Raw genomic sequence first — 25,722 nt, 5'->3', positions numbered from 1 at the left:
CACGGTTTGACGCGATTTCCGGGTGACCGGATGATTCCGTCTGACTGGAAATCGCTCTAGGCGCCGACGCGCGCCTTCTCGGTCGGCAGGGCGGCGAGGATCGCGGCGCTTTCGGTGCGCTGCAGCCAGTCCGGGCTGGCGTCGAGGAACGTGATGCGGGCGTCCTGGTCGAGCACGAGCACGGCCGGCTTGTCGATCTCGTAGCTGTCGGTGCCCAGCGTCGCGCCGATCCACGTATCGCCCGGGGCGACCGCGGGCCGGTCCTCGGGCAGGAACGTGATGCCGAGTGCCCGGGCGAGGGCGTAGCCGGGATCGCCCGCGACCGTAAAGCCGAGGCCGTGGCGCGCGATGACTTCGCGATCGACCGGCAACTGGGCGCTGACCGCCACCAGCCGCACGCCCCGTTCGCGCAAGTGCGGCAGCAGCGTCTCGTTGTAGTAGGGCAGCGCGATGTTGCAGGCGGGACAGCCGCCGAAGCGGAAGAACACCAGCACCGCCGGGCCCTCGGCGAGAATCTCGTCGCGGGTGAGGTCGCGGCCGTCCTGGTCGATCAGCGTAAAAGGCGCGACCTCGTCGCCCACGCCGGGCAGCGCTGCGGTGTCGTGCCGCTCGACGAGGAGGCGGCGCTGCGCAGCGTTGCGCTCGAGCTGCTCGGCGCTCCAGGTGCGTTCCCGCTCCGCCTGGAGCTGGGCGAAACGGTCGTTCAGGCTTGCAGTCATCTCGTGGCCTCTCGTCCATGGCTATGACGCGCGACGCTATGGGAAGGCTCGGGGCGCGACCAACGAGAAGCCCTTTCGCCAGCTTGAGATTATCGAATAAGGGCGCGCGGATCGTGACCGTCTGGAAACGGGTCGAGGTGACGTCATCCCACTCCAGGAGCGATTCAATCCAACGACGTAACGTCCTACCCCGAAAGTCCCGCAACCACGTCGCGGGCGAGGGCGGCGAGCTGGCTGGTCGGGCCGTCGAGGCCGGGCGCGGTATGCAGGATGCACGAGACTTGCGGCAGGGGCGGCAGCAGGCTCGGATCGATCGGCGTGTCGCGCAGGAACAGGCCGGTGCGGCAGGTGATGCCTAGGCCCGCGTCGACGGCGGCGCGCAGGGTCGTCAGGTTGGGGGTCTCGACCGTGATGCGGTACTGCCGTCCGCTGTCCTCCAGCGCGCGGATGGCGGCCTCGCGGAAGCGGCAGGGGGTCTCGAGCACGGCCAGCGGCACGGTGTCGAGCAGAGCCAGTTCCTCCTTGCCGAACCAGGCCATCGGTGCGGTCGTCACCGCATGGCTATCGCTGGGCGCAGCGAAGCCCAGGACGATGTCGAGCTGGCGCCGCTCCAGCAGGTCGAGCAGTTCGGCGGTGCCGGCGATCCGCGAATACAGCTCGGCGTCGGGGTGCAGGTCCACGAACTGCGCGAGCAGGCCGGTCAGCAGGACTTCGGCGAAATCCTGGACCATGCCGATGCGCGCGGGCCCCGCGAAGTGGCCCGCGGTCACTGCCGCCACCGCCTCGTCGTGCAGCGCCAGGACCTTGCGGGCATAGTCGAGCATGAGATCGCCGTGCGCGGTCAGTGCCAGCCGTCGTCCCTCGCGGTGGAACAGCGATTGCTGGAGCAGTTCCTCGAGTCGCTTGATCTGCAGGCTGAGTGCCGACTGGCTCACGAAGACTCGCTCCGAGGCGTGAAGCATCGAGCCGGTATCGACGATCGCCACGAAGCTGCGCAGGAGGTTTGTCGGGAGATTGACGGGCATCGGCGGACTTTCGCGAGAGGGTACGACTGTAGCCTGCCATGAACGATGAGTTATTCTCAATCAAAATAGTAGAGATTTTGATGCAAGAAGCAATTCTGTCCTCCCGGCGAGGCGGGGGCGAGAATGGCGGACTCGCCCCATTTTCCGCACGTCCGGTCGTCGCATGAGCGTTTCGGTGGCTTAGTATGAGCATCGCAAATAGACCGTCCAGACCTTCTCAATTGAATTAGTAGAGATTCAGGTGCCAGCTTCTGTCCGTCGGAATACGAGGCGTGAGCATGTCTGGACTGAAGCGATTGACGAAAACCCTGGGCGGAGCCCGCTGGCTCTCTCCGCTGCTCCTATTGGCGGTGCTGGAGATCGGTTCGCGCACCGGGGTCATCCCCGAGCGCACGCTCGCCGCGCCTTCCACGGTGCTGGCGACGCTCTACGGGATGATCGTCTCGGGCGAGTTGGTGGACAACCTGTGGGTCTCGTTCCTGCGCATCCTGGCAGGGCTCGCCATCGGCGTGACTACCGGCGTGGTGCTGGCGCTCGTCGCCGGGCTGTCGCGGCAGGGCGAGGTCGTGGTCGACCCGATCATGCAGATCAAGCGCACGATCCCGACGCTGGCGCTGACGCCATTGTTCATCGTCTGGTTCGGCATCGGCGAGACGCCGAAGATCGCGCTGATCGCCTTCGCCTCGATCTTCCCGGTCTACCTCAACCTCTACAGCGGCATCCGCGGCACCGACCTGCGACTGCTCGAAGGGGCGCGCAGCCTGGGCCTCAGCCGCGCGGCGCAAGTCTGGCACGTGATCCTGCCCGGTGCGCTGCCCGCCCTGCTGGTAGGACTGCGCTATTCGCTCTCGGTCTCGGTGCTGGTGCTGGTCGTGGCCGAGCAGATCAACGCTTCGGCGGGCCTCGGCTACCTCATCAACAACGCCCGCGACTTCATGCGCACCGACATCATCCTGGTGTGCCTGATGATCTATGCCGGTCTCGGCCTCGCCGCCGACGGACTGGTGCGTGCGATCGAACGCCGCGCCCTCGTCTGGCGCCCCGAAATCGTCGCGGCCTGAGCGCCGCTTCCCCATAGACCCCCACGGAAGGACGCGACCATGGACGCCCGACTGAACCAGTTCGCAACGATCCCCGCCACCGAAGCCGCCGCGCCGAGACCCGAGGCCGTCGTGCGGCTGCGCGACTTTACCCGCAGCTTCGGCGAGAACACCATCATCTCGGGCCTGAACCTGGAGATCGCCGCGAACGAATTCGTGGTCCTGCTGGGCCGGTCGGGCTCGGGCAAGACGACGCTGCTGCGCACGCTGGCGGGGCTCGACGAGGTGTCGGGGCAGGATGTCACCGTCCCGCAGACCCGCGCCGTGGTGTTCCAGGATGCGCGCCTCCTGCCGTGGAAGAAAGTATGGCGCAACGTCGCGCTGGGCCTCAAGGGCCGCAAGGCTCGCGAGGCGGCGGAAGACGCGCTGCAGGAAGTGGGTCTCGGCCATCGCCTCGAGGCCTGGCCGCTGACGCTTTCGGGCGGCGAGGCGCAGCGCGTGGCGCTGGCCCGAGCGCTGGTGCGCGAGCCGCAGTTGCTGCTGCTGGACGAACCCTTCGCCGCGCTCGATGCGCTCACCCGCCTGCGGATGCATGAGTTGGTCCTGTCGCTGTGGCGCCGTCATCGCCCGGCCGTGATGATGGTGACCCACGACGTCGACGAGGCGATCGCGCTCGCCGACCGCGTGATCCTGCTCGACGGCGGCCGCATCGTCGCCCAGGAGCGCATCACCGCCGCCCGCGGGGCCGAACGTGCCGGCATCGCCGTGCCGCTGCGCCAGCGCCTGCTCGACGCGCTGGGCGGCACGCTGGCCGAGGAGCGCCCGGGCGACGTCGTCGCGCTGCATGCCGGGGCCCGTCCGTGAACGCGCCGACCAGCTTTCCCGATACCGTGCCAGCGGTCGACACCGCTCCGCTGCGCCGCTTCGTGAGCGACTTCGCGGCCCTGCTCGACAGTACCGACGACCTCGACGTCATTCTCGACCGGGGCGGGGCGCTGCTGGCCCGGCTGGTCGCACGCGATACCTGGCTTCCGGACGAATTCGCCCAGCCCAGCCTGGAGCGTTATCAGCAATACCTCCTCCACTGCGACAGCGCCGAACGTTTCAGCGTGGTCTCCTTCGTCTGGGGCCCGGGGCAGGCGACGCCGATCCACGACCACCGCGTCTGGGGGCTGGTGGGCGTGCTGCGCGGGGCGGAGAAGGTGCAGGGTTTCCAGCCGCGCGACCATGACGGCGCCCTCGTCCAGCAAGGGCCGACGCGCGACCTGCTCGAGACCGAGGTCGAGGCGATTGATCCGCGCGAAGGCGACATCCACCGCGTCGAGAACGCCCATGCCGACCGGACCTCGATCTCGATCCACGTCTACGGAGCCAACATCGGCGCGGTCGAGCGGGCGACCTTCCGTCCCAACGGCGAGGAACGGCCTTTCGTCTCGGGCTACGCGAACACGACCATTCCCAACATCTGGGACCTTTCGAGGACAGCATGACCATCAGCCCCGCCCAAGTTCGCAGCGCCCTTCTCGCGCGCAGTGAAATCGCCCTGCTCGACGTGCGCGACGAGGCGCCGTTCGCGGCCGGTCACCCGCTGTTCGCCGCACAACTTCCGCACGCGCGCATCGCGCTCGAGGCCGCCTGGCGCATCCCGCGCAAGGACGTGCCGGTGGTCGTCTACGACGATGGCGAAGGGCTTGCCTCGCGCGCCGTGGCGGAGCTGCGTGGCCTCGGCTTCACGCAGGTCCAGGAGCTTGAAGGCGGCCTGCAGGGCTGGCGCGATGCCGGCTACGAGCTGTTCGAGGACGTCAACAGCTACTCCAAGGCGTTCGGCGAACTGGTCGAGCACCGGCGCGGCACGCCCTCGCTCCCGGCCGAGGACGTCCAGGCGCTGATCGACGAGAAGGCTGACATCGCCATCCTCGATGCCCGCCGCTTCGACGAATACGCGACGATGAGCATTCCCGGCGGCCGCAGCGTGCCCGGCGCGGAGCTGGTGCTGCGCGCGCCGGTCGCAGCGCCCGATCCGGACACGACGATCATCGTCAACTGCGCCGGCCGCACCCGCAGCCTGATCGGCGCGCAGTCGCTCATCAACGCCGGGTTGCCCAACCGCATCTTCGCGCTGCGCAACGGCACCATCGGCTGGACCCTCGCCGGCCAGGAACTGGAGCACGGTCGGCAGGAGAGCGTGGAAGTCGGCGGCGACATCGACGAGGCGCGCGCCCGCGCCCGCGAAGTCGCCTACCGCGCCGGGGTGCGCCGCATCGACGCGTCCCAGCTCGCCGACATCGAGGCCGAGACCGACCGCACTCTCTATCGCTTCGACGTGCGCCAGCCCGACGTCTATGCCGCCGGCCATCTGCCGGGCTTCCGCAACGCGCCGGGCGGCCAGCTGGTGCAGGAGACCGACCACTTCGCGCCCGTGCGCGGCGCCCGCATCGTGCTGGCCGACGACCTCGGCCCGCGTGCCGACATGACCGCCTCGTGGCTCGCGCAACTGGGCTGGGAAGTGCTGGTCCTCGAAGGCCTCGACGGCGAGCTGGAGACCGGCCCCGACGGCGCCCCGCCGCCGCGCGGGCCCGAGGGACGCTACAAGCGGCCCTACGAAGGCACCGACAATCCGCGCGCGGCGATGCAGGCCTATCTCGACTGGGAATACGGTCTCGTCGCCCAGCTCGCGCGCGACGGCACCCATGGCTTCTTCGTCATCTGATCCACCCCTCAAGGGAGCACCCGACATGACCGTCAAGTTCATCGGCTACATCGGTTTCAACGATACCTCGGAAATCCACAATGCCGCCCGCTCGCGCGTGCTCGACCGCGAATATGTCGACGCCGCCGCGATCGAGCAGGAGAGGGGCGGCTTCGACCGCGTGCTGATCCCGTTCGGTTCAGCCTCGCCCGAAAGCCAGATCGTCGCAGCCCATGCGGCGGCGATCACCAGGAAGCTCGGCTTCCTGGTCGCGCACCGGCCGGGCTTCACCCAGCCCACGCTCGCGGCGCGCCAGTTGGCGACGCTCGACCAGCTTTCGGGCGGGCGCGTGGCCGTGCACATCATCACCGGCGGCGCCGACGAGGAGATGGCCCGCGACGGCGACGTGAACACGCTCAAGTCCGAACGCTACCTGCGCTCCGACGAGTATATCGAGATCCTGCGCCGCGAATGGACGGCGACCCAGCCGTTCGACCACTCCGGCCGCTTCTACGAGGCGCGCGGCGCCTTCAGCGCGATCAAGCCCGACAATCTGCCGGTGTTCTTCGGCGGCTCCTCGCCCGAGGCGATCGAGGTCGCCGGCCGTCACGCCGACGTCTATGCCCTGTGGGGCGAGACGCTGGAGCAGGTCGGCGAGGCGGTCCGCACCGTGCGCCACGCCGCCGCGCAGCATGGCCGCAAGCGTTTGAACAAGGAATTGGGCTTCTCGCTCTCGCTGCGCCCGGTCATCGCCGATACCGAGGAAGCAGCCTGGAAGAAGGCCGACGCCATCGTCGAACAGGTCCGCGCCAATCGCGAGGCTGCCGGACTGCCCCTCACCGGCCACCGCCCGCCCAACGCCGGCTCGCTGCGCCTGCTGGAAACCGCCAGCGCCGGTCGTCGCGACAGCCGCCTGTGGACCGGCGTGGCCGCGCTCACCGGGGCCGCGGGCAACTCGACCGGCCTCGTCGGCACGCCCGAGCAGGTGGCCGAATCGATGCTCGAATACTACGACCTGGGCATCGATCACTTCCTGATCCGCGGCTTCGAACCGCTGGCCGACGCGATCGACTACGGCCGCGAACTGCTCCCGCTGGTGCGGGCGAAAGTCGCGCAGCGCGATGAACGCAAGGTCGCGCTGGCGGGCTGATCGTAGCGCTGACTTCCACCAAAACCCGTCACCCTGAACCTGGCTCAGGGTGACGAGGTATATTGGGCGGGGGTTGGGCGCTCAAACCATTGCGAAAACTCACATTTCTATCAGTCCTTCGCGTTGGTTCGCCCCCACCCCCGGGCATAGACTGGCCCCACGGACTAGGAGGACACGCCATGTCAGACAGACGGCTCAAGCTCGGTTTCATCCTGCACGGGGTCGGTCCCGGCTGGGACGACTGGCGCCATCCGGACGCCCAGGTCGATGCCAGCACCAGCCTCTCGTTCTACACCCGCCAGGCGCAGGCCGCCGAGCGTGGCAAGTTCGATTACCTGTTCGTGGCCGACAGCGTGTCGATCAACGCGCGTTCCTCGCCGCACTACCTCAACCGCTTCGAGCCGCTGACGATCCTCTCGGCCGTGGCGGCGGTGACGAGCCGCATCGGCCTCGTCGGGACCTCGACGGTCAGCTACAACGAGCCGTTCAACCTCGCGCGCCAGTTCGCCTCGCTCGACCACCTGAGCGGCGGTCGCGCCGGCTGGAACGTGGTGACGTCGTGGCTGGCCGGCAGCGCCGCCAACTACGGCAAGTCCGACCACCTCGGCCACGCCGAACGCTATCGCCTCGCCGACGAATACCTCGATGTCGTCAGGGGGCTGTGGGATAGCTGGGAAGACGACGCGCTGGTGCGCGACAAGGCGACCGGCCAGTTCCTCGATCCCGACAAGCTGCACGAACTCAACCACAAGGGCGAGTTCCTGCAGGTCAAGGGCCCGCTCAACATCAGCCGTTCGCCGCAGGGCCAGCCGGTGATCTTCCAGGCCGGCTCGTCGGAGGACGGTCGCACGTTCGCCGCGCGCCATGCGGAGGCGATCTTCACCCACCAGGACGGTCTGGCCGAGGGCCAGGCCTTCTATGCCGACCTCAAGGCGCGAGCCCGCGGTTTCGGGCGCGATCCCGAGCAGTTGCTGATCCTGCCCGGCGCCCGGCCGGTGGTCGGCTCGACCGAGGCGGAGGCCGAGCGGCTCCACGAGGAGCTGGCGGGCCTCGTCAGCCTGGAGAATGCGCTGCGTGCGCTGGGTCGTTCGTTCAACGACCACAACTTCAGCATCTACGATCCCGAGGGCGCCTTCCCGGTGCAGGTCGCCGAGGAAGGCCGCAAGAGCAACCAGAGCGCGTCCGAACGCATCCTGCAATATGCCGCGCAAGGCCTGACGCTGGGCGAGATCGCGCTCAGGGTGGCGACGCCCAAGGGCGGTTTCGTCGGCACCCCCGAACAGCTTGCCGACCGCTTCCAGCTCTGGCTCGAACAGCGCGGCTCCGACGGGTTCAACTTGTTCGAATCGCTCCCCGGCCAGCTCGAGGTCTTCGTCGACGAGGTGGTGCCGATCCTGCAGGCGCGCGGAATCTACAAGCGTGACTACGCGGGCACGACCTTGCGGGAGAACCTGGGCCTCGACGTACCCGTGAACCGCAATACCGCGGCGCGTGCCCAGCGCGTCGCCGCCTGAAACGAGAAACGAGAGGAGAATGACAATGGCCACTTCCGCTACCACCTTCGACTTCGCTGCCACCGGCCTCGTGATCCGGCCGGTCCAGCCCTCGCACGGGGCCGAGATCGAAGGTATCGACCTGTCGAAACCGCTCACCGACGACTTGCGGGCGGCGATCCGTGCTGCCGTGCTCAAGTACAAGGTCGTGTTCTTCCGCGACCAGTCGCTCGACGATGCCAGCCAGGCCGCCTTCGCCGCCAACTTCGGCCCGCTCTACACCCATCCCACCACCCGGCACGACGCGGCGAACAAGGAAGTCCACGCGATCGCCGCCAAGTACGACCGCGAGTACGAGAAGAAGCTGGGCCGCAAGCTCAAGGCGGGCGATGCCTACCACACCGACACCAGCTGGCGCCTGGTGCCGACCTGGGGCGCGGTGCTGCGCGACGTGAACCTGCCCGAAGTCGGCGGGGACACCATCTGGGTCGACGGCAACCTCGCCTACGAGACGCTGCCCGAGGAGATCAAGCAGCGGCTCGAAGGCAAGTACGTCACGCATAACTTCACCGACTCGCTGGAACTGTCGGGCCACGAATACCCGATCGTTTCGCACAAGATCGTGCGCACCCACCGCGAGACGGGGCAGAAGATCCTGTGGGTCAACTTCCAGCAGCAGCCGCAGATCCTGGGGATCGAACTTGCGGAAAGCGCCGAACTTCTCGACGAGGTGCTGCGCCAGTACAAGCGGCCCGACGTACAGGCGCGCTTCTCGTGGCGGCCGGGCACGGTCGCGTTCTGGGACAATCGTGCGGCGGTGCATTATGCTGTGCGCAACTACGGCGATTTCCCGCGCGAACTGCACCGTATCCTGATTTCCGACGAACCCTTGTGGACGGACCTGTAATTGATGCTCGATCGGCGTAACCTGCTTGCTGGATTGACGACGACCTTTGCCCTGGCCGCATGTGGCCAGGGCAAAGGCGGTGCCGGGGTGCTGCGCGTGGGCAGCCAGAAAGGCAGTACCAAGGCGCTGATGCTGGCCTCCGGCGCGCTCGACGGGGCGTCCTACAAGATCGAATGGTCGGAGTTCCCGGCCGCGCAGAACCTGCTCGAGGCGCTCGGCAGCGGCGCAGTCGATCTCGGGCTGGTTGGCGATGCGCCGTTCCAGTTCGCCTACCAGGCAGGCAGCCCGATCAAGGCGGTCGGCGCGCAGCTTACGCAGCAGGTCCGGCCGGGGTCGGTGGCGCTGATCGTCCCGGGCGCCTCGCCGATCCGCGATGCCAAGGACCTCAAGGGCAAGCGCCTGGCCACCACGCGCGGCAGCGTGGGCCATTATCTTCTGCTGCGCGCGCTGGCCTCCGCGGGACTGGGCGCCAAGGACGTGACGACGGTGTTCCTCTCGCCCAGCGATGCCCGTGCGGCGATGCAGAGCGGCGCGGTCGACGGCTGGTCGACCTGGCAGCCCTACGTCGCGACCTCGCTGGCCGAAGGCGACCGCATTGCCGTGGACGGACGTGGCCTGGTGCAGGGCTACAGCTTCGACATCGCCCCCGAAAGCGCGATCGCCGACAAGAAGGCGCTGCTCGCCGATTTCCTCAAGCGCGAGGCCAAGGGGCTCGAATGGGTGAGAGCCAACCTCGACGCCTATGCAAAGGTACTGGCCCAGGAGACCGGGTTGCCGGTGGCGATCGCCCGCCAGTTCGCGGAACTCGGCACGCGCCTGCCGGTGCCGCTCGACCAGGATCTCATCGCCCGCCAGCAAGTGGTGCTCGATACCTTCCGCCAATTTGGCGAGGTCAAGGCGGATCGGCCCTTGCGCGATGCTTTCGCAGCGGTGGGCTAGGGACTGTCCCGGCGGCTTGAACGGCAGAGGCTCCGGGCGCGGATCGACCGCCCCATCCTTCCCTTGCGCAGGCGGGACGAGGATCAAGGAAAACTTGTGAGGGGTTAAGGGATATCAATTTCTACCAAATTGGTAGACATGTCATGAGGGCCCGGACAAACCATAACCCCAGGGGCCCTTATTCCGTGAAAATCCTGAAGTCTTTTGCGTTCGGCGCAAGCGTTTCCCTGATACCTCTCTTCGTGGTTCCCTTCGCCGCGGCCCATGCCGAGGAAGCGGCCGACGACGCCGCTGCCGCCGAAGCGGAAGGCAGCGCCATCATCGTCACCGGCGCGCGCGGGCAGACCCAGCGCTCGGTGGCCGACAGCCCGGTCCCCGTCGACGTCATCGGCCCGGCCGAGCTGAAGTCGACCGGCCGTACCGGCCTCAAGGAAATCCTGGGCAACATCATCCCCTCGCTGACCATGCCCGCGCTGGGCGGCGGCGGCACTTCGGCAAGCGTGCGGCCGATCTCGATCCGCGGCCTCTCGGGCGACTACGTGCTCGTCCTCGTCAACGGCAAGCGCCGGCACACGACGTCGCTCATAAACAATCTCTCGCGCATCTCTGGCGGTTCCACCCCGGTCGACATCGACCTGATCCCGACCAGCGCGGTCGGCCGCATCGAAGTGCTCCGCGATGGCGCGGCGGCGCAATACGGGTCCGATGCGATCTCGGGTGTCATCAACATCATCCTCGATGACACCGCGACCGGCGGTGACTTGTCGCTGACCGGTGGCCAGCTCTACTCCAAGGGCGGCCAACTGGCGCAAGTCGCGGGCTCCTACGGCACCCGGCTGGGCGACGACGGCGGCTTCGTGCGCTTCGCGGTGGAGGCAAAGTACCACGATCGCGCCAAGTCGTCGGGCGAAGCGATCCCCTACCTCTATCCGCTGGTGGACGGCCAGCCCGACCCGCGCGAGGCGGGCGCCAACCACGTCATAGCCGGCGGCTACGGCCGCTCCAACCGCGACAAGATCGTCAACACCAGCTACAATGCCGAACTGCCCATCGGCGACGAGACCACCCTCTACTCGTTCTCGACGCTGAGCTATCGTGACATCAAGGACGCGCGCGGGGCTTCCGTCGCGGCCGCGACCGGCTACGGCGGGCTCGCCAACACGCAGGGCGCCTCGGTGCTGCCGCAGATCTATCCGGGCGGCTTCCAGGCCTATCGCCGGATCAAGGAGTGGGATTACCAGGCCGCCCTCGGCATCCGCACCCAGCTCGGCGGTTGGGACCTCGACCTGTCTAGCACTTACGGCAAGGACAACGTGGAACTCGGCGCGGAGAACACGCTCAATCCCTCGCTCGGGCCGACCAGTCCGACCAGCTTCTTCATGGGCCGCCAGAAGCAGGACCTGTGGGTCAACAATCTCGACGTCAGCCGTGAAGTGGAAGTGGGCCTTGCCAAGCCGCTCAACCTGGCCTTCGGCGTCGAGCACCGCTGGGAGCGCTTCCGCAACGAAGCCGGCGAGCCCGACAGCTATCGCGACGGCGGCTACGTGATCCCCGACGACGGCACGCCGTTCGGGGACCTCTACGCGGGCCGCTCGCCCTCGCCGGGCCTCGTCTCGTTCACCGGCACGTCGCCGGCAGACGCCACGAGCCTGAGCCGCAACAACCTGGCCGCCTACGTCGACCTTTCGACCGACGTGACGACGGGCTGGTTCGTCGGTGTCGCAGGCCGCTACGAGCACTATTCCGACAGCGCCGGGGACACGTTCAGCGCAAAGGCCACGACCCGGCTCGAGCTGGCCCCGGGGCTGGCGATCCGCGGTGGCGTGAACACCGGCTTCCGCGCGCCGTCGCTGGCACAGACCGGCTTCTCGACCACACAGAACACCGTCACCGTGATCGGCGAAGAGCGCGTGCTGACGACCTCGAAGTTCCTGCCGGTGAACAGCGCCGCCGCGCTGGCGCTGGGTGCCAAGCCGCTCAAGCCGGAGAAGTCGCTGAACTTCACGGGCGGTATCACGTATGAAAGCGGGCCGCTGCGCCTGACCGTCGACGCGTACCAGATCCGCATCGACGACCGCATCGTCAAGACCGAGTTCCTCGGCACCGCGTCCAACGGTGGCTCGGCGATCGCGGCGATCCTCCAGGCCAACGGGGTCGACGACGTCGACAGCGCGCAATTCTTCACCAACGCCATCGACACCCGCACCCGCGGCATCGACGCGGTGGCCGAATACACCCTCGACACCGCAAGCGTGGGCACCTTCCGCCTCAGCGCCGCCTACAGCTACAACAAGACCAAGATCCTGAGCGTCATCGACAATCCGAGCGAGTTGAGCAGCCTCAACGTCACCCTGTTCGGCCGCCAGGCCCGGCGCGACCTCGTCGCCGCGACGCCGCGGACCAAGGTGGTGCTGACCAGCAACTGGTCGTCCGGTCCGGTCAAGGCGCTGGTGCGCGCCACGCGCTACGGCAAGTACGTCGAATCGAGCAATGTCGCCGCGTCCGACCGTACTTATGGGGCGAAGTGGATCGCCGACGCGGAGATCGGCTACCAGCTAACCGAATCGCTGGACCTCGCGGTGGGGGCCAACAACCTCTTCGATACCTACCCCGACAAGAACGGTGCGATCGCCTTCGACGGTTCGGGCGCCTACGGCAGCTTCGCGCCTTTCGGCCTGAGCGGCGGGTTCTACTACGCGCGCGTCGGCCTGAAATTCTGATGGCGGGCGAGGTCCCCGTGAAAGCGGGGCCTCGCGGCGCTGCCTCGTCTCGGCTCGGACAAAGGGCGGGCGCAATGCCGATTCAAATCAACGCATCCGAGCCTAAAGGCGGCTCGCTGCTCCCGCATGAGCCGGCACGACGATGTCGGCGGCGGCCGTGCGCAACAGGCCTTCGGCCGCGGCATGCGTCTGCGCGTCGTCGACGTCGATCGCCTGGCTGCCGTCGTCCAGGATGACGGGTACGATGCGCAGCCCCAGCCTTCGTGACACGCGCTGCATGGCACCGGCCAGCGTGATTGCCCTGAACCGGAGCAGGATGAGGTCGGCCAGCCCGAACGCGCGCAGCACGCGCCAGGCATTGCCGGCGAACCGGCCGCCGCCGCGGAACACTTCGGCCGCGCGCAGGGCTTCCGGATCGGTGACGGCGTAGAGGTTGCAGGCCGCGTAGGCTGCTTCGGCGAATTCGTGGAACGACGGGGCGCCGCCCGGGTTGGTGGCGAGAACGGCCTCTCGCGGTGCCATGGCGACGGCGACTTGCGCCTTCTCCAGCGCCGCGATCATCGCGTCGATCGACGCGGCTGAAAGCAGGGCGTGGTCGGCGGTGGTGATGAGCAGCGGCCCGTCCCAGTCGTGCGCGGCGGCGAGCACGCTGTCGACCAGGTTTTCGCGCGCTTCCACCAGCTTGACGATGCCGCGTCCCGGGAGCTGCGAGAGCACGTCGAAGAGTCCGTCGAAGGCCTCGCGCTCGACCGACACGGCCAGGCTCTCGACGGCGGGATGGATCGCCGCGGTCTGGAGTACGTGGGCCACCAGGGGGCGTCCGCCAAGCGGCACGAGGCAGCGGTGCGACATGCCGAAAGCCTGCGCGAGCGGGTCGGTCCCGGCCTTGCCGCCGGCGAGCACGATCACCCGCAGCGGTGATCCGGAATGCCTGTCTCCCACCGGGAACGGCCCGGCCCGGCTTCGCGTCGATGTGTCCATGGTCGGCCCTTATCGGGACAGGATGTGACGGGGGCGTGAAACCCAGGGACGATTAAGGCGCGGTGGCGATCCTTCCCTTCGCGCAAGAGTGCATGATTTGCGCTGTCGCCGCGGCAGGAGGCGTGGCAAGTGGAGCGCCACGACAACCGGCAGGCAAGGGCAAGGATGGCAAGCGACACGGCACGGACAGGCGCAGGCTCCGCAAGGGAACTGACGCTGCGCGGGATCGCGCTGGGCGGGGCGATCACGCTGCTGTTCACCGCCGCCAACGTCTATCTCGGGCTCAAGGTCGGGCTGACGTTCGCGACCTCGATTCCCGCCGCAGTGATCTCGATGGCGATCCTGCGCGGGTTCAGGGATTCGACGATCTGGGAGAACAACATAGTCCAGACCGTGGCGAGCGCGGCGGGAACGCTGGCGGCGATCATCTTCGTGCTACCCGGCCTTGTCATGATCGGCTGGTGGCAGGGCTTCCCCTACTGGACCACGGCGGCGATCACCGGCACCGGCGGGGTGCTGGGGGTGCTGTTCTCGGTGCCGCTGCGCCGCGCGCTGGTGGTCGATACGCCGCTGCCCTATCCCGAAGGCCACGCCGCCGCCGAAGTGCTGCGCATCGGTTCCGGCTCGCGCGAGGGAGCCGAGGAAAGCGCCAAGGGGCTCTCGGTCCTGCTGTGGAACGGGCTCGTCTCGATGGGCTTTGCGATCCTCACCCAGACGCGGCTGGTGGTGAGCGAGGCTTCGGTGTGGTTCCGCACCGGGTCCGGGGCGACCGGCATTTCGGGCGGCCTGTCGTTCGCGCTGCTGGGCGTGGGGCATCTCGTCGGGCTCTCGGTGGGCATGGCGATGTTCCTGGGCCTCGCGGTCGGCTGGTGGGGACTGTTGCCGGTGCTTACCGCGCAACAGCCCCAGGCCGGCGACGTCGCGGCCTGGGCGGGCAGCGTCTTTTCGCGCGACGTGCGTTTCTTCGGCGCCGGCGTGATCGGTGTCGCGGCGGTGTGGACGCTGCTGCGGATCGCCGGCCCGGTGGTGGGCGGCATCCGCTCGGCCATGGCCGCCAGCCGCGCGCGTCACGCCGGAGAGGCGCTGGCGCTGGAGGAGCGCGACCTGTCGATCACGGTGGTGGCACTGGGCTCGCTGGCCATGCTGGTGCCGATCGCGATCCTCTTGTGGAGCGTCGTCGCGGGTGGTCCGCTGGCGGGCAGCGAAGTGGCGCTGATCGGTGGCGCGGTGGTGTTCATCGTCGTCTTCGGACTCATGATCGCGGCGGTCTGCGGCTACATGGCGGGCCTCATCGGCGCGTCCAACTCGCCGGTCTCGGGCATCGGCATCCTATCCGTGGTCGCTGCCGCGCTGATGCTGGTCGGGCTGTTCGGGCGCGACCAGGGCGCCGGGACGACCGAGGCGCTGGTCGCCTATGCGCTGATCGTCACCGGCATCGTCTTCGGCGTCGCGACGATCTCCAACGACAACCTCCAGGACCTCAAGACCGGCCAGCTCGTGGGCGCGACCCCGTGGAAGCAGCAGGTCGCGCTGGTGATCGGCGTGGTGTTCGGTTCGCTCGTCATCCCGCCGGTGCTCGACTTGCTCAACACCGCGTTCGGCTTTGCCGGCACGCCCGGCGCCGGGCCCAACGCGCTGCCCGCTCCGCAGGCCGCGCTGATCTCCTCGCTGGCCAAGGGCGTGCTGGGCGGCGATCTCAACTGGGCGATGATCGGCTGGGGCGCGGTCGCGGGCGTCGTGTTCATCGTTCTCGACGAAGTGCTGGGCGCGCTGGGCAAGTTGCGCCTGCCGCCGCTGGGCGTGGGCATCGGCATCTACCTGCCGATGGCCGCGATCCTGCCGGTCGTCGTCGGCTCGGTGATCGGGCACGTTTATGAAGGCTGGTCGGATCGAAGGAAGGACCCGGAGTTCGCCCGCCGGATGGGCGTGTTGACCGCCACCGGCCTCATCGTCGGCGAGAGTCTGTGGGGCGTGGGCTTCGCGGGGATCGTCGCCGCCTCGGGCAGCGACGCCCCGCTCGCCCTGGTCGGCGAGGGCTTCGAGGTCCCGGCGCTGGTGGGCGGCACCGCGCTGTTCCTGGTGCTGACCGCGCTGCTCTACCGCCGCACCCGTCAGTTGGTGGTGGCGCAGTAAGCGCGATCATCGAGATCGGGAACCGCCGCCTTCGCTCGATATGAACGGAGGCGGCGCGTTCGGCAGGCTGACTTTGCCAGGGTTGGGTCAAGCCCCGATCAGGGCAGGCGCGGGAACCTCAGCTCCCGGCCGTCGCCAGTGCCTCGCGGCCGTAGGCGGCGACGGTTTCCACTTCCTCCCGGTCGCCCAGGATCACGCCCACGCGCTCGTGGAGGCCGGTCGGCAGGATGTCGAGGATGCGCTCGTGGCCGTTGTTGGCGCTGCCGCCGGCCTGTTCGATGAGGAAGGCCATCGGGTTGGCCTCGTACATCAGGCGCAGGCGGGCCTTGTTGGCATGGCGATGGTCGGCCGGGTACAGGAAGACGCCGCCGCGCTTGAGGATGCGGTGCACGTCGGCGACCATCGAGGCCGTCCAGCGCATGTTGTAGTCCTTGCCGCAAGGGCCGTCCTCACCCGCCAGGCGCTCGTCGATGTAGCGCGTGATCGCGGGCGACCACTGCTTGTGCCGGGCCGAGTTGATCGCGAACTCGCAATTGCCGGCCGGGATCTTGAGCGGGCCGTCGGTCATCTTCCAGGCGCCGATCTCGCGATCGAGGGTGAACTCGTAGACCCCGGTGCCGAGCGTCAGCACCAGCAGCGTCTGCGGCCCGTAGATGGCATAGCCCGCGGCGACCTGCTCGCTGCCGCGCTGCAGGAAGTCTTGTTCGGTGACCTCGCGCCCGGAGGCATCGGCCGGGGCCCGCAGAACCGAGAAGATGGTGCCGACCGAGAGGCCGACGTCGATGTTGCTGGAGCCGTCGATGGGATCGAACAGCAGCAGGTATTCGCCCTTGGGATAGCGGTTGGGGATGCGATGGATGGTCTCCATCTCCTCCGACGCCATGGCCGCGAGGTGGCCGCCCCACTCGTTCGCCTCGAGCAGCAGTTCGTTGGCGATGACGTCCAGCTTCTTCTGGACCTCGCCCTGCACGTTCTCGCTGCCGAGGCTGCCGAGCACTTCGCCCAGCGCGCCCTTGCCGATCGCATGGTTGATGGTCTTGCAGGCGCGGGCGACGGTCTCGATCAGCAGGCGCAGCTCGGACGGCAGTGCTCCGGAGCGGCGCTGCTCCTCGATCATGAAACGGGTCAGGGTCAGGCGCTTCATCTGGCATACTCTCGTTTGGACTGCGGCGGCCTGCCGCGTTGCAGCAACTTAAGCCGTTCTTGCCCCAATGCGAAACCCCCTGCGAAACGACCAGGGTCGATGCAACCGATTTCAGGCGATTTCAGGCGATTTCAGGCACGCAAACGCTCGGCGACTTGCGGTCCGTGTGCGAAAAGCGCGGCGTCGTGGATCCTTTCCGGGCTCGGACGGATGCCGGTGTAGAGGACGAACTGCTCGACGGCCTGCAACACGATGACCTCGGCGCCGGAGATGACCGTCTTGCCGGCCTGGTCCGCGGCGCGGAGGAACGGCGTGACGGCGGGCTGGGCGACGACGTCGAAGGCGACCTGGCAGGCGGAGATATGCGCCTCATCGAAGGCGAGCGCTTCGGCATCCGCGCCGGCCATGCCGAGCGGGGTGACGTTGACGAGCAGCGCGGCGTCTCTGGCCGGGACGTCCGGCTCCCAGGTGTAGCCGTACTGCCGGGCCAGTGCGCGTCCCGCCGCTTCGTTGCGGGCGACGACGGTGCCGTAGTCGAACCCGCAGTGGCGCAGTGCGGCGACCACCGCCTTGGCCATGCCGCCGCTGCCGCGCACCACGAAGGGGAGGGCGGTGTCGATCGCCCGCTGGACGAGCAGGTCGCGCACCGCCGTGAAGTCGGTGTTGTAGCCGGTCAGGGTGCCGTCGTCGTTGACGATGGTGTTGACGCTGTCGATGGCGCTGGCCGAAGGTTCGAGGGCGTCGATCAGCGGAATCACAGCTTCCTTGAACGGCATCGAGACCGCGCAGCCGCGAATGCCCAGCGCGCGGATGCCGCCGATCGCGCCCGCCAGGTCGGTGGTGCTGAACGACTTGTAGACGTAGTCGAGCTCCAGCAGTTCGTAGAGCCGGTTGTGCAGCATCGAGCCGGCATTGCCGGGCCGGGCCGACAGCGACATGCACAGCCTCGTGTCGCGGCCGATCGGTGGCTTCATGGGTAGGTCTCCTGGGGTTTCGCGGAACTCGAATGGCGGGCGACGAGCTTTCCCGCCAGCACCACGCGACGGGCAGCAGCGTCCGGGTGGTCGAGGCGATCGAACAGCATCGCCATCGCCGCGCGGCCAATTTCCTCGACCGGCTGCTCGACGACGGTGAGGCCGCCGCCGACGAATTCCATCCAGTCCTCCTTGTCGAAGCCGGCGAGCGCAACGTCGGCGGGGACCGAAAGCCCCAGCGAATGGAGCGCGCGCAGCACCGCCATCAGCATCACGCCGTTGCTGGCGAGCAGCGCGGTCGGAGGGCGGGGGCCGGCCATCGCGGCGACGACGGCTTTCTCCGCTTCACCGGCGCCGTGGGGAACGGAGAGCGCCTGCGCCTCGAGCCCGAGCGTGGCGGCGGCGCTCTCGAACCCGAGGCGGCGTTGCAGGCCGGTGGCGCTGGTCGCGCCGAACAGGCCGGCGATGCGGGTATGGCCCGCGTCGTGCAGGTGGGCGACGAGGCCTGCCGCCATCGCCTCGTTGTCGAGCACCACGCAGTCCCGCGTCGCGCCCGGCACGGCGCGGTCGATGAGGACCATCGGAAAGTCCGTGCGGAAGCGGGCCGCGCTTTCCGATCCGGCGCGCGAGGGGGCGAGGATCACGCCGGTCACGCGTTCTTCCTGCATCAGTTGCAGGTACATCGCCTCGCGCTCGGGGTCCTCGTCGGTGTTGCACAGGATGACCCGCAGGCCGCGGGCATAGGCGATGTCCTCGATCGCGCGCGAGACGGCGGTGAAGAACGGGTTGCGGATGTCGGCGACGATCAGGCCGATGGTGTTGGAGTGGCGGGAACGCAGCCGGCGCGCCGCGAGGTTCGGGCGGTAGCCGGTCGACTGGACCGCGGCCATGACCCGTTCGCGCATCTGCGGATCGACGGCACGGCCGGCCAGGACCCGCGACACGGTGGCCGGCGAAACGGCGGCGACTTTCGCGACATCCTTGATTCCGACAGCCATCGGGAAATCGTTCTCCACATCGTTACGACAGCGTCATGCGCTGTTTGTTCGCTTATGCGAGATTGACGGTTGTCAGCGCAAGCCCCTTGACAAATTTCTGAGAAAACGTTTTCTGATGCGCAGAACAAGACTGGAGAGGCCGTTTCATGTTCGCTGAAGCCCGCAATTCGCTGGGGATCGAGGATCTTGTGCGCATCGACGCCCATGCGTCGAGCAAGGAGGACGCGATTCGTCAGGCCGGCCAGTTGCTCGTCGCGGCAGGGTGCGTGGGGGCGGGCTACGAGGAAAGCATGATCCGGCGCGAGGCCGTGGCGAACACCTACCTGGGCACCGGCGTCGCGATCCCGCATGGCCTCGGCGAGGACAAGGGGCTGGTCCGCAAGGACGGCATCGTCGTCCTCCAGTTGCGCGAGGGCGTGGAGTGGAACCCCGGCCAGGTCGCGCATCTGGTGGTCGGCATCGCCGCCAGCTCCGACGGCCACATCGCCATTCTGCGCCGCCTTACCCGCCTGCTGCAGGACGAGGCGCGGCTCGAGGGCCTGTTCGCCACCGACGATGCGGGCCTGATCTCCGCCGCCCTGCAGGAGGATACAGCGCGCGCCGTGTCGGCCGACCCCGCGCAAGACCTGGCCGAGCGGGTCGAGTGGACGGTGGACTATCCGACCGGCCTCCACGCTCGCCCGGCCACCGCCTGGAGCGAGGCGGCGAAGGCCGGGAGCGCGGCCTTGCGGGTGCGCCACGGCGACGAGATGGCCGATCCGCGCAGCATGGTCGCGCTGCTCCAGCTTGGCCTCAAGGCCGGCGATACCGTCACCATTTCGGCTTCGGGCGAAGGCGCGAAGGCGGCGCTCGACCAGTTCGTCCAGGTGGTGAGCCGGCTTTCCGCGCGCGAGAAGGCCGATGCCGCCCGCGCCGCCGAGAAGGCGAAAGCGCCCGTGCGCGGCTGGAAGCCGGTGGACGACACGACGATGATCGCCGGTGTCGGGGCCAGTCCGGGCCTGGCGATCGGCAAGGTCCACGTCCTTGCAGCAACGCAGCTCGTGGTGCCCGACCAGCCGGTCGATCTCGCCACCGGGGGCGCGCTGCTCGACGATGCGCTGGTGCGCACCCGGGCGCAGATGAAGGCGCTGGTGGACGACACCACGCGTCGGCTCGGCGCCTCGGAAGCCGCGATCTTCAAGGCGCAGGCCGCACTACTCGACGATACCGACCTCATCACCCTGACCTGCCAGATCATGGTCGAGGGGCATGGCGTCGCCTGGTCGTGGCATCAGGCGGTGGAGCGTATGGCAGGGCAACTGTCGGCGCTGGGCAATCCGGTGCTGGCGGCGCGGGCGGCGGATTTCCACGATGTCGGGCGAAGGGTCCTGGCGCAGATCGATCCGGGACTGGGCATCGGCACGCTGTCGGATCTGCCCGACGAGCCCTGCATCCTCGTCGCCGCCGACCTGTCGCCCTCGGACACTGCGACGCTCGACATCGAGAAAGTGGCCGGAATCGCCACGGCGCTCGGCGGGCCGACCTCGCACAGCGCGATCCTGGCGCGGACATTGGGCCTGCCTTCGATGGTCGCGGGCGGCACCGACCTGCTCTCGCTCGCCGCCGGAGGCACCGCCATCGTCGATGGCGACGGCGGGCGCATCTGGATCAATCCCTCGCCGGACGATCTCGTCTCGGCACAGGCCTGGATCGACGAACTCGCAAGGCTGCGGGCGAAAGAGGAATCCGAGCGTTCCAAGCCGGCACTGACCAGCGACGGCCACGAAGTCGCCATCGGCGCCAACGTCAACCGCGCCGACCAGGTTGGCTTCGCGCTGGCGCAGGGCGGCGAGGGCGTCGGCCTGATGCGCACCGAGTTCCTGTTCCTCGAACGCGGCGACAGCCCGAGCGAGGACGAGCAGTACGCGATCTACCGCGCCATGATCGACGCGCTGGGCTCCGATATTGCCGGCAAGGGGCGCCCGCTGATCGTGCGTGCGCTCGACATCGGCGGCGACAAGCAGGTCCCCCACCTCGATCTGCCGCGCGAGGAGAACCCGTTCCTGGGCGTGCGCGGCGCGCGGCTGCTGCTGCGCCGGCCCGACCTGCTGGAGCCGCAGTTGCGCGCGCTCTATCGCGCGGCGAAGGATGGCGGCGACCTCTCGATCATGTTCCCGATGATTACCTCGGTCGGCGAACTCTTGACCTTGCGCGAAATCTGCGAGGCGATCCGGGTCGAACTGGACGCGCCGGTGATCCCGATCGGCATCATGATCGAAGTGCCTGCAGCCGCCGTGCAGGCGCATGTCCTGGCCGAGCATGCCGACTTCTTCTCGATCGGCACGAACGACCTCACCCAATACGCCCTCGCCATCGACCGGCAGAACCCCGAACTCGCCAGCGAGGCCGACAGCCTGCACCCCGCTGTCCTGCGCCTCATCGCGATGACCGTCGAAGGCGCGCGGCGGCACGACCGCTGGGTCGGAGTATGCGGCGGCATCGCCGGCGACCCGTTCGGCGCGGCGCTGCTGGCCGGGCTGGGGGTGGGCGAACTGTCGATGACCCCGCGTGACGTGCCCGCCGTCAAGGCGCGCATTCGCGGCTCTTCGCTGGCGGAGATGAAAGCGCTGGCGGCCCGGGCGCTCGATGCCGGCACCGCCGCCGAAGTGCGCGCGCTGAACGCAAGCGGGGAGGCCGTCTGATGCGCGTCGTCACCGTCACGTTCAATCCGGCGATCGACCAGACCGTCACGGTCGACCGGCTCGTTCCGGGCGAAGTCCACCGCGCGTTGTCGGCCCGGCAGGACGCGGGCGGCAAGGGCGTCAACGTCGCCAGTTGCCTCGCCGACTGGGGCGTCGAAGTCTCCGCCCACGGGCTGCTGGGGAGCGACAACGCCGCCCCGTTCGAAGCGCTGTTCGCCGCCAAGGGCATCGCCGATCGCTTCGTGCGCCGCGCCGGCTCCACCCGCGTCAACCTCAAGCTGGTGGACGAGGCCGGGACCACCGACGTCAACATGGACGGCGCGCCGGCCGACCCCTACCAGATCGACGCCGTGGTCGAGGCCGTCGCCGCCGAGGCCGGGCCGGACACGCTGGTCGTGCTTTCCGGCAGCGTGCCGCCGGGATGCCGGCTCGACATCTACGCCCGCCTCGTCGAACGCGTCGACGCGCGTGTCCTGCTCGACGCCAGCGGCGCGCCTTTGCGCGAGGCGCTGGCCGCGCCGCGCCTGCCCGATATCGTCAAGCCGAACCGGCACGAGTTGTCCGAATGGCTCGGCGCGCCGGTCGAGACGCTGGCCGAGGTCCACCGCGTCGCCGCCGACCTCCACCGCCGGGGCGTGCGCCTCGTCGCGGTGTCGCTGGGCGAGGAGGGGGCGTTCTTCCTCGCGGCCGAAGGCGCGCTGACCGCCAGGCTCGTTGCCGGCAGCGTCGCCTCGACCGTGGGCGCCGGCGACGCGATGGTCGCCGGGATCGCCGCCGCGATTGCCGAAGGCGGGAACCTCGAGCGGATCGCACGCCTGTCCACCGCTTTCGCGGTCGGCAAGCTGGGCCGTGCCGGACCCCACTTACCTGACGCAGAAACCGTGGAGGCGCTGGCAGCCGGCGTCGTTCTCGAAACGGTCGCGTCGTTCGACACCAATCTTGCGGGAGAAGGCAAGTGAGCAGGATATTCGCGATCGTTCAGGCCGGCGCCTCGGGCGTGGCCGGCGTCCTTGCCGGTGAGGCACTGCGCAAGACGGCGCAGGCTTCGGGCCGCAAGATCGACATCGAAGTGCACACCGACCTCGGCGTCCTCAACCCGCTGGCCGAGCCATCGCTCGGCCCCGACGACCTCGTCCTGTTCGTCGCCCCCGAAGGCGCCGACGACGGCGTCATGAAGGGCAAGCCTCACCGCCGCCTCGATATCGAGGCCGTGCTCGCCAATCCGGCCGCCGCGCTGGATGGTGCCGGCGACGGTGCTCGCGTGGAATCCTCCTCCTCCACGCCGAGCATCGTCGCCGTCACGTCCTGCCCGACCGGCATCGCCCATACCTTCATGGCGGCCGAGGGCCTGACCGAAGGCGCACGCCAGCTCGGCTATCCGATCCGGGTGGAGACTCAAGGCTCGGTCGGCGCCGGCAACGAGCTGACCGCGCAGGAAATCGCCGGGGCCGACGTCGTCATCATCGCCGCCGATCGCGAGGTCGACCGCGCCCGCTTCGCCGGCAAGCGCGTCTTCGCCAGCAACACCAAGCCGGCCATCACCGGCGGCGCCAAGCTGATCGAGCGCGCGCTGGCCGAGGCGAAGGAGCAGGGCGGCCAGGCCGGCAGCGCCGCCGCCACGTCGACGCGCGAGGAGCGCGTCGGCCCCTACAAGCACCTGATGACCGGCGTGTCGTTCATGCTGCCCTTCGTGGTCGCGGGCGGGCTGCTGATCGCGCTCGCCTTCGCATTGGGCGGCATCCACGCCAACGAAGACGCGGCCAGGGGTACGCTCGCTCATGCCCTGTTCCAGATCGGCGCGAACGGCGGCTTCGCGCTGATCGTGCCGGCGCTGGCGGGCTACATCGCCTTTTCCATCGCCGACCGCCCCGGTATCGCGCCGGGCATGATCGGCGGGATGCTGGCGGCCAATATCGGCGCCGGGTTCCTCGGCGGCATCGTCGCCGGCTTCATCGCCGGTTACGGGGTCTACTGGCTCAATCGCCTCATTCAGTTGCCCAAGAACCTGCAAGGGCTCAAGCCGGTGCTGATCCTGCCGCTGCTGGGATCGCTGCTGACGGGCCTTCTGATGATCTACGCGGTGGGCACTCCGGTGGCCGCGCTGCTGGCGACGCTGACCGAGGCGCTGCGCTCGATGCAGGGATCGAGCGCGATCGTGCTCGGGTTGATCCTGGGCGCGATGTCGGCCTTCGACATGGGCGGCCCGGTCAACAAGGCGGGCTATGCCTTCTCGGTCGGCCTGATCGCCAGCGAGGTCTATACGCCGATGGCCGCGACCATGGCGGCGGGCATGGTGCCGCCACTGGGCCTTGCGCTTGCCACCCGGCTGTTTCGCAACCGCTTCACGCATGAGGAACTCGAAGCCAGCGGCGCCGCCGCCGTGCTCGGCCTCGCCTTCGTGACCGAAGGGGCGATCCCCTTCGCCGCGCGCGATCCCTTGCGGGTGATCCCCGCGTTGATGGCGGGCTCGGCCGTGGCGGGCGCGATCTCGATGGGTGCGGGCGTGGAACTGCGGGTGCCGCATGGCGGCGTCTTCGTCCTACCGATCCCCGGCGCGGTGTCGCACCTGCTGGCTTACGGCCTCGCCATCGTCGCCGGGACGGTGGTGACCGCATTGGTCGTGGGCCTGCTCAAGCGGCCGATCGCGCAGGTCCTGCCCGAGGCGGCCTGAGCGTAGTCGTCAACGAACGAGAATACTGGGAGTTATCATGCAGCGCTATCTTCTGCGCGCCGGCTGCCGTGCCAGCGCCATCGGCCTTGCCTTCGCGACCCTTTCCGCGCCCGCGCTCGCCCGGCAAGTCGAGGATGGCGCCGCGATTCCCCCGGCGTCCGAAGCGCCTGCCGAGCCGGCGAAGGCACAGGCGCCCGCCTGGCAGCCGCTGGCCGACGAGGGCATCACCCTCTCGCTCAGCTACACCGGCGAGGCGGCGACCAACGTCTCGGGCGGCATCCGCAGGGATGCGGCCTATGCGGGCCAGGTCTATGTCGCGGCCGACTTCGACATGGACCGGATCGCCGGGATCGCGGGCGGGGCCATCCACGTCGCGATCACCGATCGCCACGGCGAGAACCTCGCCGCCAACGCGATCGGCAACAACACCTCGGTGCAGGAGATCTGGGGTACCCAGAACACGCACCTCGCGATCCTGACCTGGCAGCAGAAGCTTCTGGACGGCGCGCTCGATATCGAGGCGGGGCGCAGCCAGGCGAACATCCACTTCCTCAACTCGCCGCTCTACTGCAACTTCCAGAGCAATTCGGCCTGCGGCAATCCCACGTTCGTCTTCAAGAACAGCAACTTCACCTACTTCCCGGCATCGAGCTGGATGGCGCACGCCAAGCTGGCGCTGACGCCGAAAGTCTGGGCCCATGCGGGCGTCTACGAGGTCAATCCCGACCGCAAGCGGCCCACCGACCATGGCTTCAACCCCAGCATCAAGAACGCCACCGGCGTGATCGTGCCGTGGGAGCTGGGCTACGGCACCGACTTCAGCAACGACGCCCGCCCGCGCCACTACATCCTGGGCGGCTGGTTCGACCGGGGCGACTACACCGATCCCTTGCGGGACGACCAGGGTGGGGTCGCCGTCGTCAGCGGCCGGCCCGGGGCGACGCGGCACGGCCGCTCGGGCATCTATTTCCGCTTCGACCAGATGCTGACCCGGCCCGATCCCCTGTCCGAACGGGGCCTCAGCCTGTTCGGCGTGGCCATGACCAACCTTTCGGGCCGCGTCGAGGAGAGCCGCTATCTCGAACTGGGCCTGGTGCAGACGGGGACATTCGCCGGGCGCGACAAGGACACCATCGGTTTCGTCCTCAACGACCAGCGCTTCAGCGACCTTGCCATGGCACGCATGAAGGCCGCGCGTGTCTTTGCCGGTGGGACCGACGGGATTGCCCGGCACCAGTACATGATAGAACTGGCCTACGGCGCGCAAATGGGGCCGGCGATCCGGCTGTCACCCAACGTCCAGTACATCGTCCATCCGGACCAGTCCTCGGTGCCGTTCCGCACGCGTGACATCCCGAATGCCTGGGTGCTCGGGTTCAAGTTCACCGTCGATGCGAATGCACTGATCGGCCGCGCGCTGCACTGACCGGAGGCGCGGGACGCCACCGGGGGGCGATC

At 68.7% G+C, this 25,722-nt stretch carries 20 protein-coding genes; 14 read left to right on the top strand and 6 right to left on the bottom strand.

Annotated features, from left to right (window positions below; translation table 11 throughout):
* Nucleotides 1-56: 56 nt before the first annotated feature.
* Together ACFFDA_RS19815 and ACFFDA_RS19810 are read right to left on the bottom strand one after the other, a co-directional pair.
* Nucleotides 57-719 carry a peroxiredoxin-like family protein gene (locus tag ACFFDA_RS19815; protein WP_404482478.1) on the bottom strand — a complete coding sequence of 221 codons (663 nt, stop codon included), beginning with the start codon at nt 717-719 and terminating at the stop codon, nt 57-59.
* Between the two features lie 185 nt (nt 720-904).
* Nucleotides 905-1,744 (bottom strand): LysR substrate-binding domain-containing protein, encoded by an 840-nt coding sequence (locus tag ACFFDA_RS19810; protein ID WP_404482477.1) that lies wholly within the window; start codon nt 1,742-1,744, stop codon nt 905-907.
* A 278-nt stretch (nt 1,745-2,022) separates the two neighbouring features.
* Between ACFFDA_RS19810 and ACFFDA_RS19805 the strand changes: the two genes are divergently transcribed.
* From ACFFDA_RS19805 to ACFFDA_RS19765, 9 genes are all read left to right on the top strand, one after another.
* The gene (locus ACFFDA_RS19805) at nt 2,023-2,805 is read left to right on the top strand and encodes an ABC transporter permease (protein WP_404482476.1); all 783 of its coding nucleotides are present in this window, start codon (nt 2,023-2,025) and stop codon (nt 2,803-2,805) included.
* Nucleotides 2,806-2,844: 39 nt separating this feature from the next.
* Entirely contained in the window at nt 2,845-3,648 is an 804-nt protein-coding gene (locus tag ACFFDA_RS19800; protein ID WP_404482475.1) for an ABC transporter ATP-binding protein, read from the top strand.
* Nucleotides 3,645-4,274, top strand: a complete 630-nt coding sequence (locus tag ACFFDA_RS19795; protein ID WP_404482474.1) for a cysteine dioxygenase — start codon at nt 3,645-3,647, stop codon at nt 4,272-4,274. The genes ACFFDA_RS19800 and ACFFDA_RS19795 overlap by 4 nt, the downstream gene beginning before the upstream one ends.
* Nucleotides 4,271-5,494, top strand: coding sequence for a rhodanese-like domain-containing protein (locus tag ACFFDA_RS19790; RefSeq protein ID WP_404482473.1), 1,224 nt, complete (start codon nt 4,271-4,273; stop codon nt 5,492-5,494). The genes ACFFDA_RS19795 and ACFFDA_RS19790 overlap by 4 nt, the downstream gene beginning before the upstream one ends.
* A gap of 25 nt (nt 5,495-5,519) precedes the next feature.
* Nucleotides 5,520-6,623, top strand: a complete 1,104-nt coding sequence (locus tag ACFFDA_RS19785; protein WP_404482472.1) for an LLM class flavin-dependent oxidoreductase — start codon at nt 5,520-5,522, stop codon at nt 6,621-6,623.
* Between the two features lie 179 nt (nt 6,624-6,802).
* Nucleotides 6,803-8,137: an LLM class flavin-dependent oxidoreductase gene (locus ACFFDA_RS19780; RefSeq protein WP_404482471.1), complete on the top strand. Its 1,335-nt coding sequence runs from the start codon at nt 6,803-6,805 to the stop codon at nt 8,135-8,137.
* A gap of 25 nt (nt 8,138-8,162) precedes the next feature.
* Complete coding sequence (locus ACFFDA_RS19775; protein WP_404482470.1) at nt 8,163-9,023, top strand: TauD/TfdA dioxygenase family protein; 861 nt, start codon at nt 8,163-8,165, stop codon at nt 9,021-9,023.
* A 3-nt stretch (nt 9,024-9,026) separates the two neighbouring features.
* Entirely contained in the window at nt 9,027-9,962 is a 936-nt protein-coding gene (locus ACFFDA_RS19770; protein WP_404482469.1) for an ABC transporter substrate-binding protein, read from the top strand.
* A 185-nt stretch (nt 9,963-10,147) separates the two neighbouring features.
* The gene (locus ACFFDA_RS19765; RefSeq protein ID WP_404482468.1) at nt 10,148-12,682 is read left to right on the top strand and encodes a TonB-dependent receptor plug domain-containing protein; all 2,535 of its coding nucleotides are present in this window, start codon (nt 10,148-10,150) and stop codon (nt 12,680-12,682) included.
* A 102-nt stretch (nt 12,683-12,784) separates the two neighbouring features.
* Here ACFFDA_RS19765 and ACFFDA_RS19760 read toward each other — a convergent pair whose 3' ends face one another.
* On the bottom strand, nt 12,785-13,663 hold the full coding sequence (locus tag ACFFDA_RS19760) for an NTP transferase domain-containing protein (RefSeq protein ID WP_404482467.1): 879 nt from the start codon (nt 13,661-13,663) through the stop codon (nt 12,785-12,787).
* A gap of 165 nt (nt 13,664-13,828) precedes the next feature.
* Here ACFFDA_RS19760 and ACFFDA_RS19755 point away from each other — a divergent pair, with 165 nt between their 5' ends.
* A complete protein-coding gene (locus ACFFDA_RS19755) occupies nt 13,829-15,796 on the top strand; it encodes an OPT family oligopeptide transporter (RefSeq protein ID WP_404482466.1) in 1,968 nt (655 codons plus the stop codon).
* Between the two features lie 118 nt (nt 15,797-15,914).
* Here the strand turns inward: ACFFDA_RS19755 and ACFFDA_RS19750 are convergent, their stop codons facing one another.
* The 3 genes from ACFFDA_RS19750 to ACFFDA_RS19740 form a co-directional block, all read right to left on the bottom strand.
* The gene (locus ACFFDA_RS19750) at nt 15,915-16,940 is read right to left on the bottom strand and encodes a class 1 fructose-bisphosphatase (RefSeq protein WP_404482465.1); all 1,026 of its coding nucleotides are present in this window, start codon (nt 16,938-16,940) and stop codon (nt 15,915-15,917) included.
* Nucleotides 16,941-17,071: 131 nt separating this feature from the next.
* Nucleotides 17,072-17,914, bottom strand: a complete 843-nt coding sequence (locus ACFFDA_RS19745; protein ID WP_404482464.1) for a shikimate 5-dehydrogenase — start codon at nt 17,912-17,914, stop codon at nt 17,072-17,074.
* Nucleotides 17,911-18,912 (bottom strand): LacI family DNA-binding transcriptional regulator, encoded by a 1,002-nt coding sequence (locus tag ACFFDA_RS19740; RefSeq protein WP_404482463.1) that lies wholly within the window; start codon nt 18,910-18,912, stop codon nt 17,911-17,913. Before ACFFDA_RS19740 ends, ACFFDA_RS19745 begins: the two co-directional genes overlap by 4 nt.
* A 146-nt stretch (nt 18,913-19,058) precedes the next feature.
* Between ACFFDA_RS19740 and ptsP the strand changes: the two genes are divergently transcribed.
* Genes ptsP through ACFFDA_RS19720 form a run of 4 tightly spaced genes read left to right on the top strand, consistent with a single transcriptional unit; the run spans nt 19,059 to nt 25,690 of the window.
* Nucleotides 19,059-21,593, top strand: coding sequence for a phosphoenolpyruvate--protein phosphotransferase (gene ptsP, locus ACFFDA_RS19735; protein WP_404482462.1), 2,535 nt, complete (start codon nt 19,059-19,061; stop codon nt 21,591-21,593).
* Nucleotides 21,593-22,552 (top strand): 1-phosphofructokinase, encoded by a 960-nt coding sequence (gene pfkB / locus ACFFDA_RS19730; protein ID WP_404482461.1) that lies wholly within the window; start codon nt 21,593-21,595, stop codon nt 22,550-22,552. Before ptsP ends, pfkB begins: the two co-directional genes overlap by 1 nt.
* The gene (locus tag ACFFDA_RS19725) at nt 22,549-24,264 is read left to right on the top strand and encodes a PTS fructose transporter subunit IIC (RefSeq protein WP_404482460.1); all 1,716 of its coding nucleotides are present in this window, start codon (nt 22,549-22,551) and stop codon (nt 24,262-24,264) included. Before pfkB ends, ACFFDA_RS19725 begins: the two co-directional genes overlap by 4 nt.
* Before the next feature lie 37 nt (nt 24,265-24,301).
* Nucleotides 24,302-25,690, top strand: coding sequence for a carbohydrate porin (locus tag ACFFDA_RS19720; protein ID WP_404482459.1), 1,389 nt, complete (start codon nt 24,302-24,304; stop codon nt 25,688-25,690).
* The last annotated feature ends 32 nt before the right edge of the window (nt 25,691-25,722 follow it).

It is taken from the genome of Novosphingobium sp. BL-52-GroH (assembly GCF_044813085.1).
In the GTDB taxonomy this organism is placed as follows: domain Bacteria; phylum Pseudomonadota; class Alphaproteobacteria; order Sphingomonadales; family Sphingomonadaceae; genus Novosphingobium.
This window is presented reverse-complemented; position numbering and strand designations above follow the sequence as displayed.

Excerpts from the sequence above, each read along its gene's own strand:
- ACFFDA_RS19805 (WP_404482476.1), top strand. The coding sequence starts at position 2,023 with ATGTCTGGACTGAAGCGATTGACGAAAACCCTGGGCGGAGCCCGCTGG.
- ACFFDA_RS19815 (WP_404482478.1), bottom strand. The coding sequence starts at position 719 with ATGACTGCAAGCCTGAACGACCGTTTCGCCCAGCTCCAGGCGGAGCGG.
- ACFFDA_RS19745 (WP_404482464.1), bottom strand. The coding sequence starts at position 17,914 with ATGAAGCCACCGATCGGCCGCGACACGAGGCTGTGCATGTCGCTGTCG.
- ACFFDA_RS19750 (WP_404482465.1), bottom strand. The coding sequence starts at position 16,940 with ATGAAGCGCCTGACCCTGACCCGTTTCATGATCGAGGAGCAGCGCCGC.
- pfkB (WP_404482461.1), top strand. The coding sequence starts at position 21,593 with ATGCGCGTCGTCACCGTCACGTTCAATCCGGCGATCGACCAGACCGTC.
- ACFFDA_RS19720 (WP_404482459.1), top strand. The coding sequence starts at position 24,302 with ATGCAGCGCTATCTTCTGCGCGCCGGCTGCCGTGCCAGCGCCATCGGC.
- ACFFDA_RS19780 (WP_404482471.1), top strand. The coding sequence starts at position 6,803 with ATGTCAGACAGACGGCTCAAGCTCGGTTTCATCCTGCACGGGGTCGGT.
- ACFFDA_RS19790 (WP_404482473.1), top strand. The coding sequence starts at position 4,271 with ATGACCATCAGCCCCGCCCAAGTTCGCAGCGCCCTTCTCGCGCGCAGT.
- ptsP (WP_404482462.1), top strand. The coding sequence starts at position 19,059 with ATGTTCGCTGAAGCCCGCAATTCGCTGGGGATCGAGGATCTTGTGCGC.
- ACFFDA_RS19770 (WP_404482469.1), top strand. The coding sequence starts at position 9,027 with ATGCTCGATCGGCGTAACCTGCTTGCTGGATTGACGACGACCTTTGCC.
- ACFFDA_RS19800 (WP_404482475.1), top strand. The coding sequence starts at position 2,845 with ATGGACGCCCGACTGAACCAGTTCGCAACGATCCCCGCCACCGAAGCC.
- ACFFDA_RS19785 (WP_404482472.1), top strand. The coding sequence starts at position 5,520 with ATGACCGTCAAGTTCATCGGCTACATCGGTTTCAACGATACCTCGGAA.
- ACFFDA_RS19810 (WP_404482477.1), bottom strand. The coding sequence starts at position 1,744 with ATGCCCGTCAATCTCCCGACAAACCTCCTGCGCAGCTTCGTGGCGATC.
- ACFFDA_RS19775 (WP_404482470.1), top strand. The coding sequence starts at position 8,163 with ATGGCCACTTCCGCTACCACCTTCGACTTCGCTGCCACCGGCCTCGTG.
- ACFFDA_RS19760 (WP_404482467.1), bottom strand. The coding sequence starts at position 13,663 with ATGGACACATCGACGCGAAGCCGGGCCGGGCCGTTCCCGGTGGGAGAC.
- ACFFDA_RS19740 (WP_404482463.1), bottom strand. The coding sequence starts at position 18,912 with ATGGCTGTCGGAATCAAGGATGTCGCGAAAGTCGCCGCCGTTTCGCCG.
- ACFFDA_RS19755 (WP_404482466.1), top strand. The coding sequence starts at position 13,829 with ATGGCAAGCGACACGGCACGGACAGGCGCAGGCTCCGCAAGGGAACTG.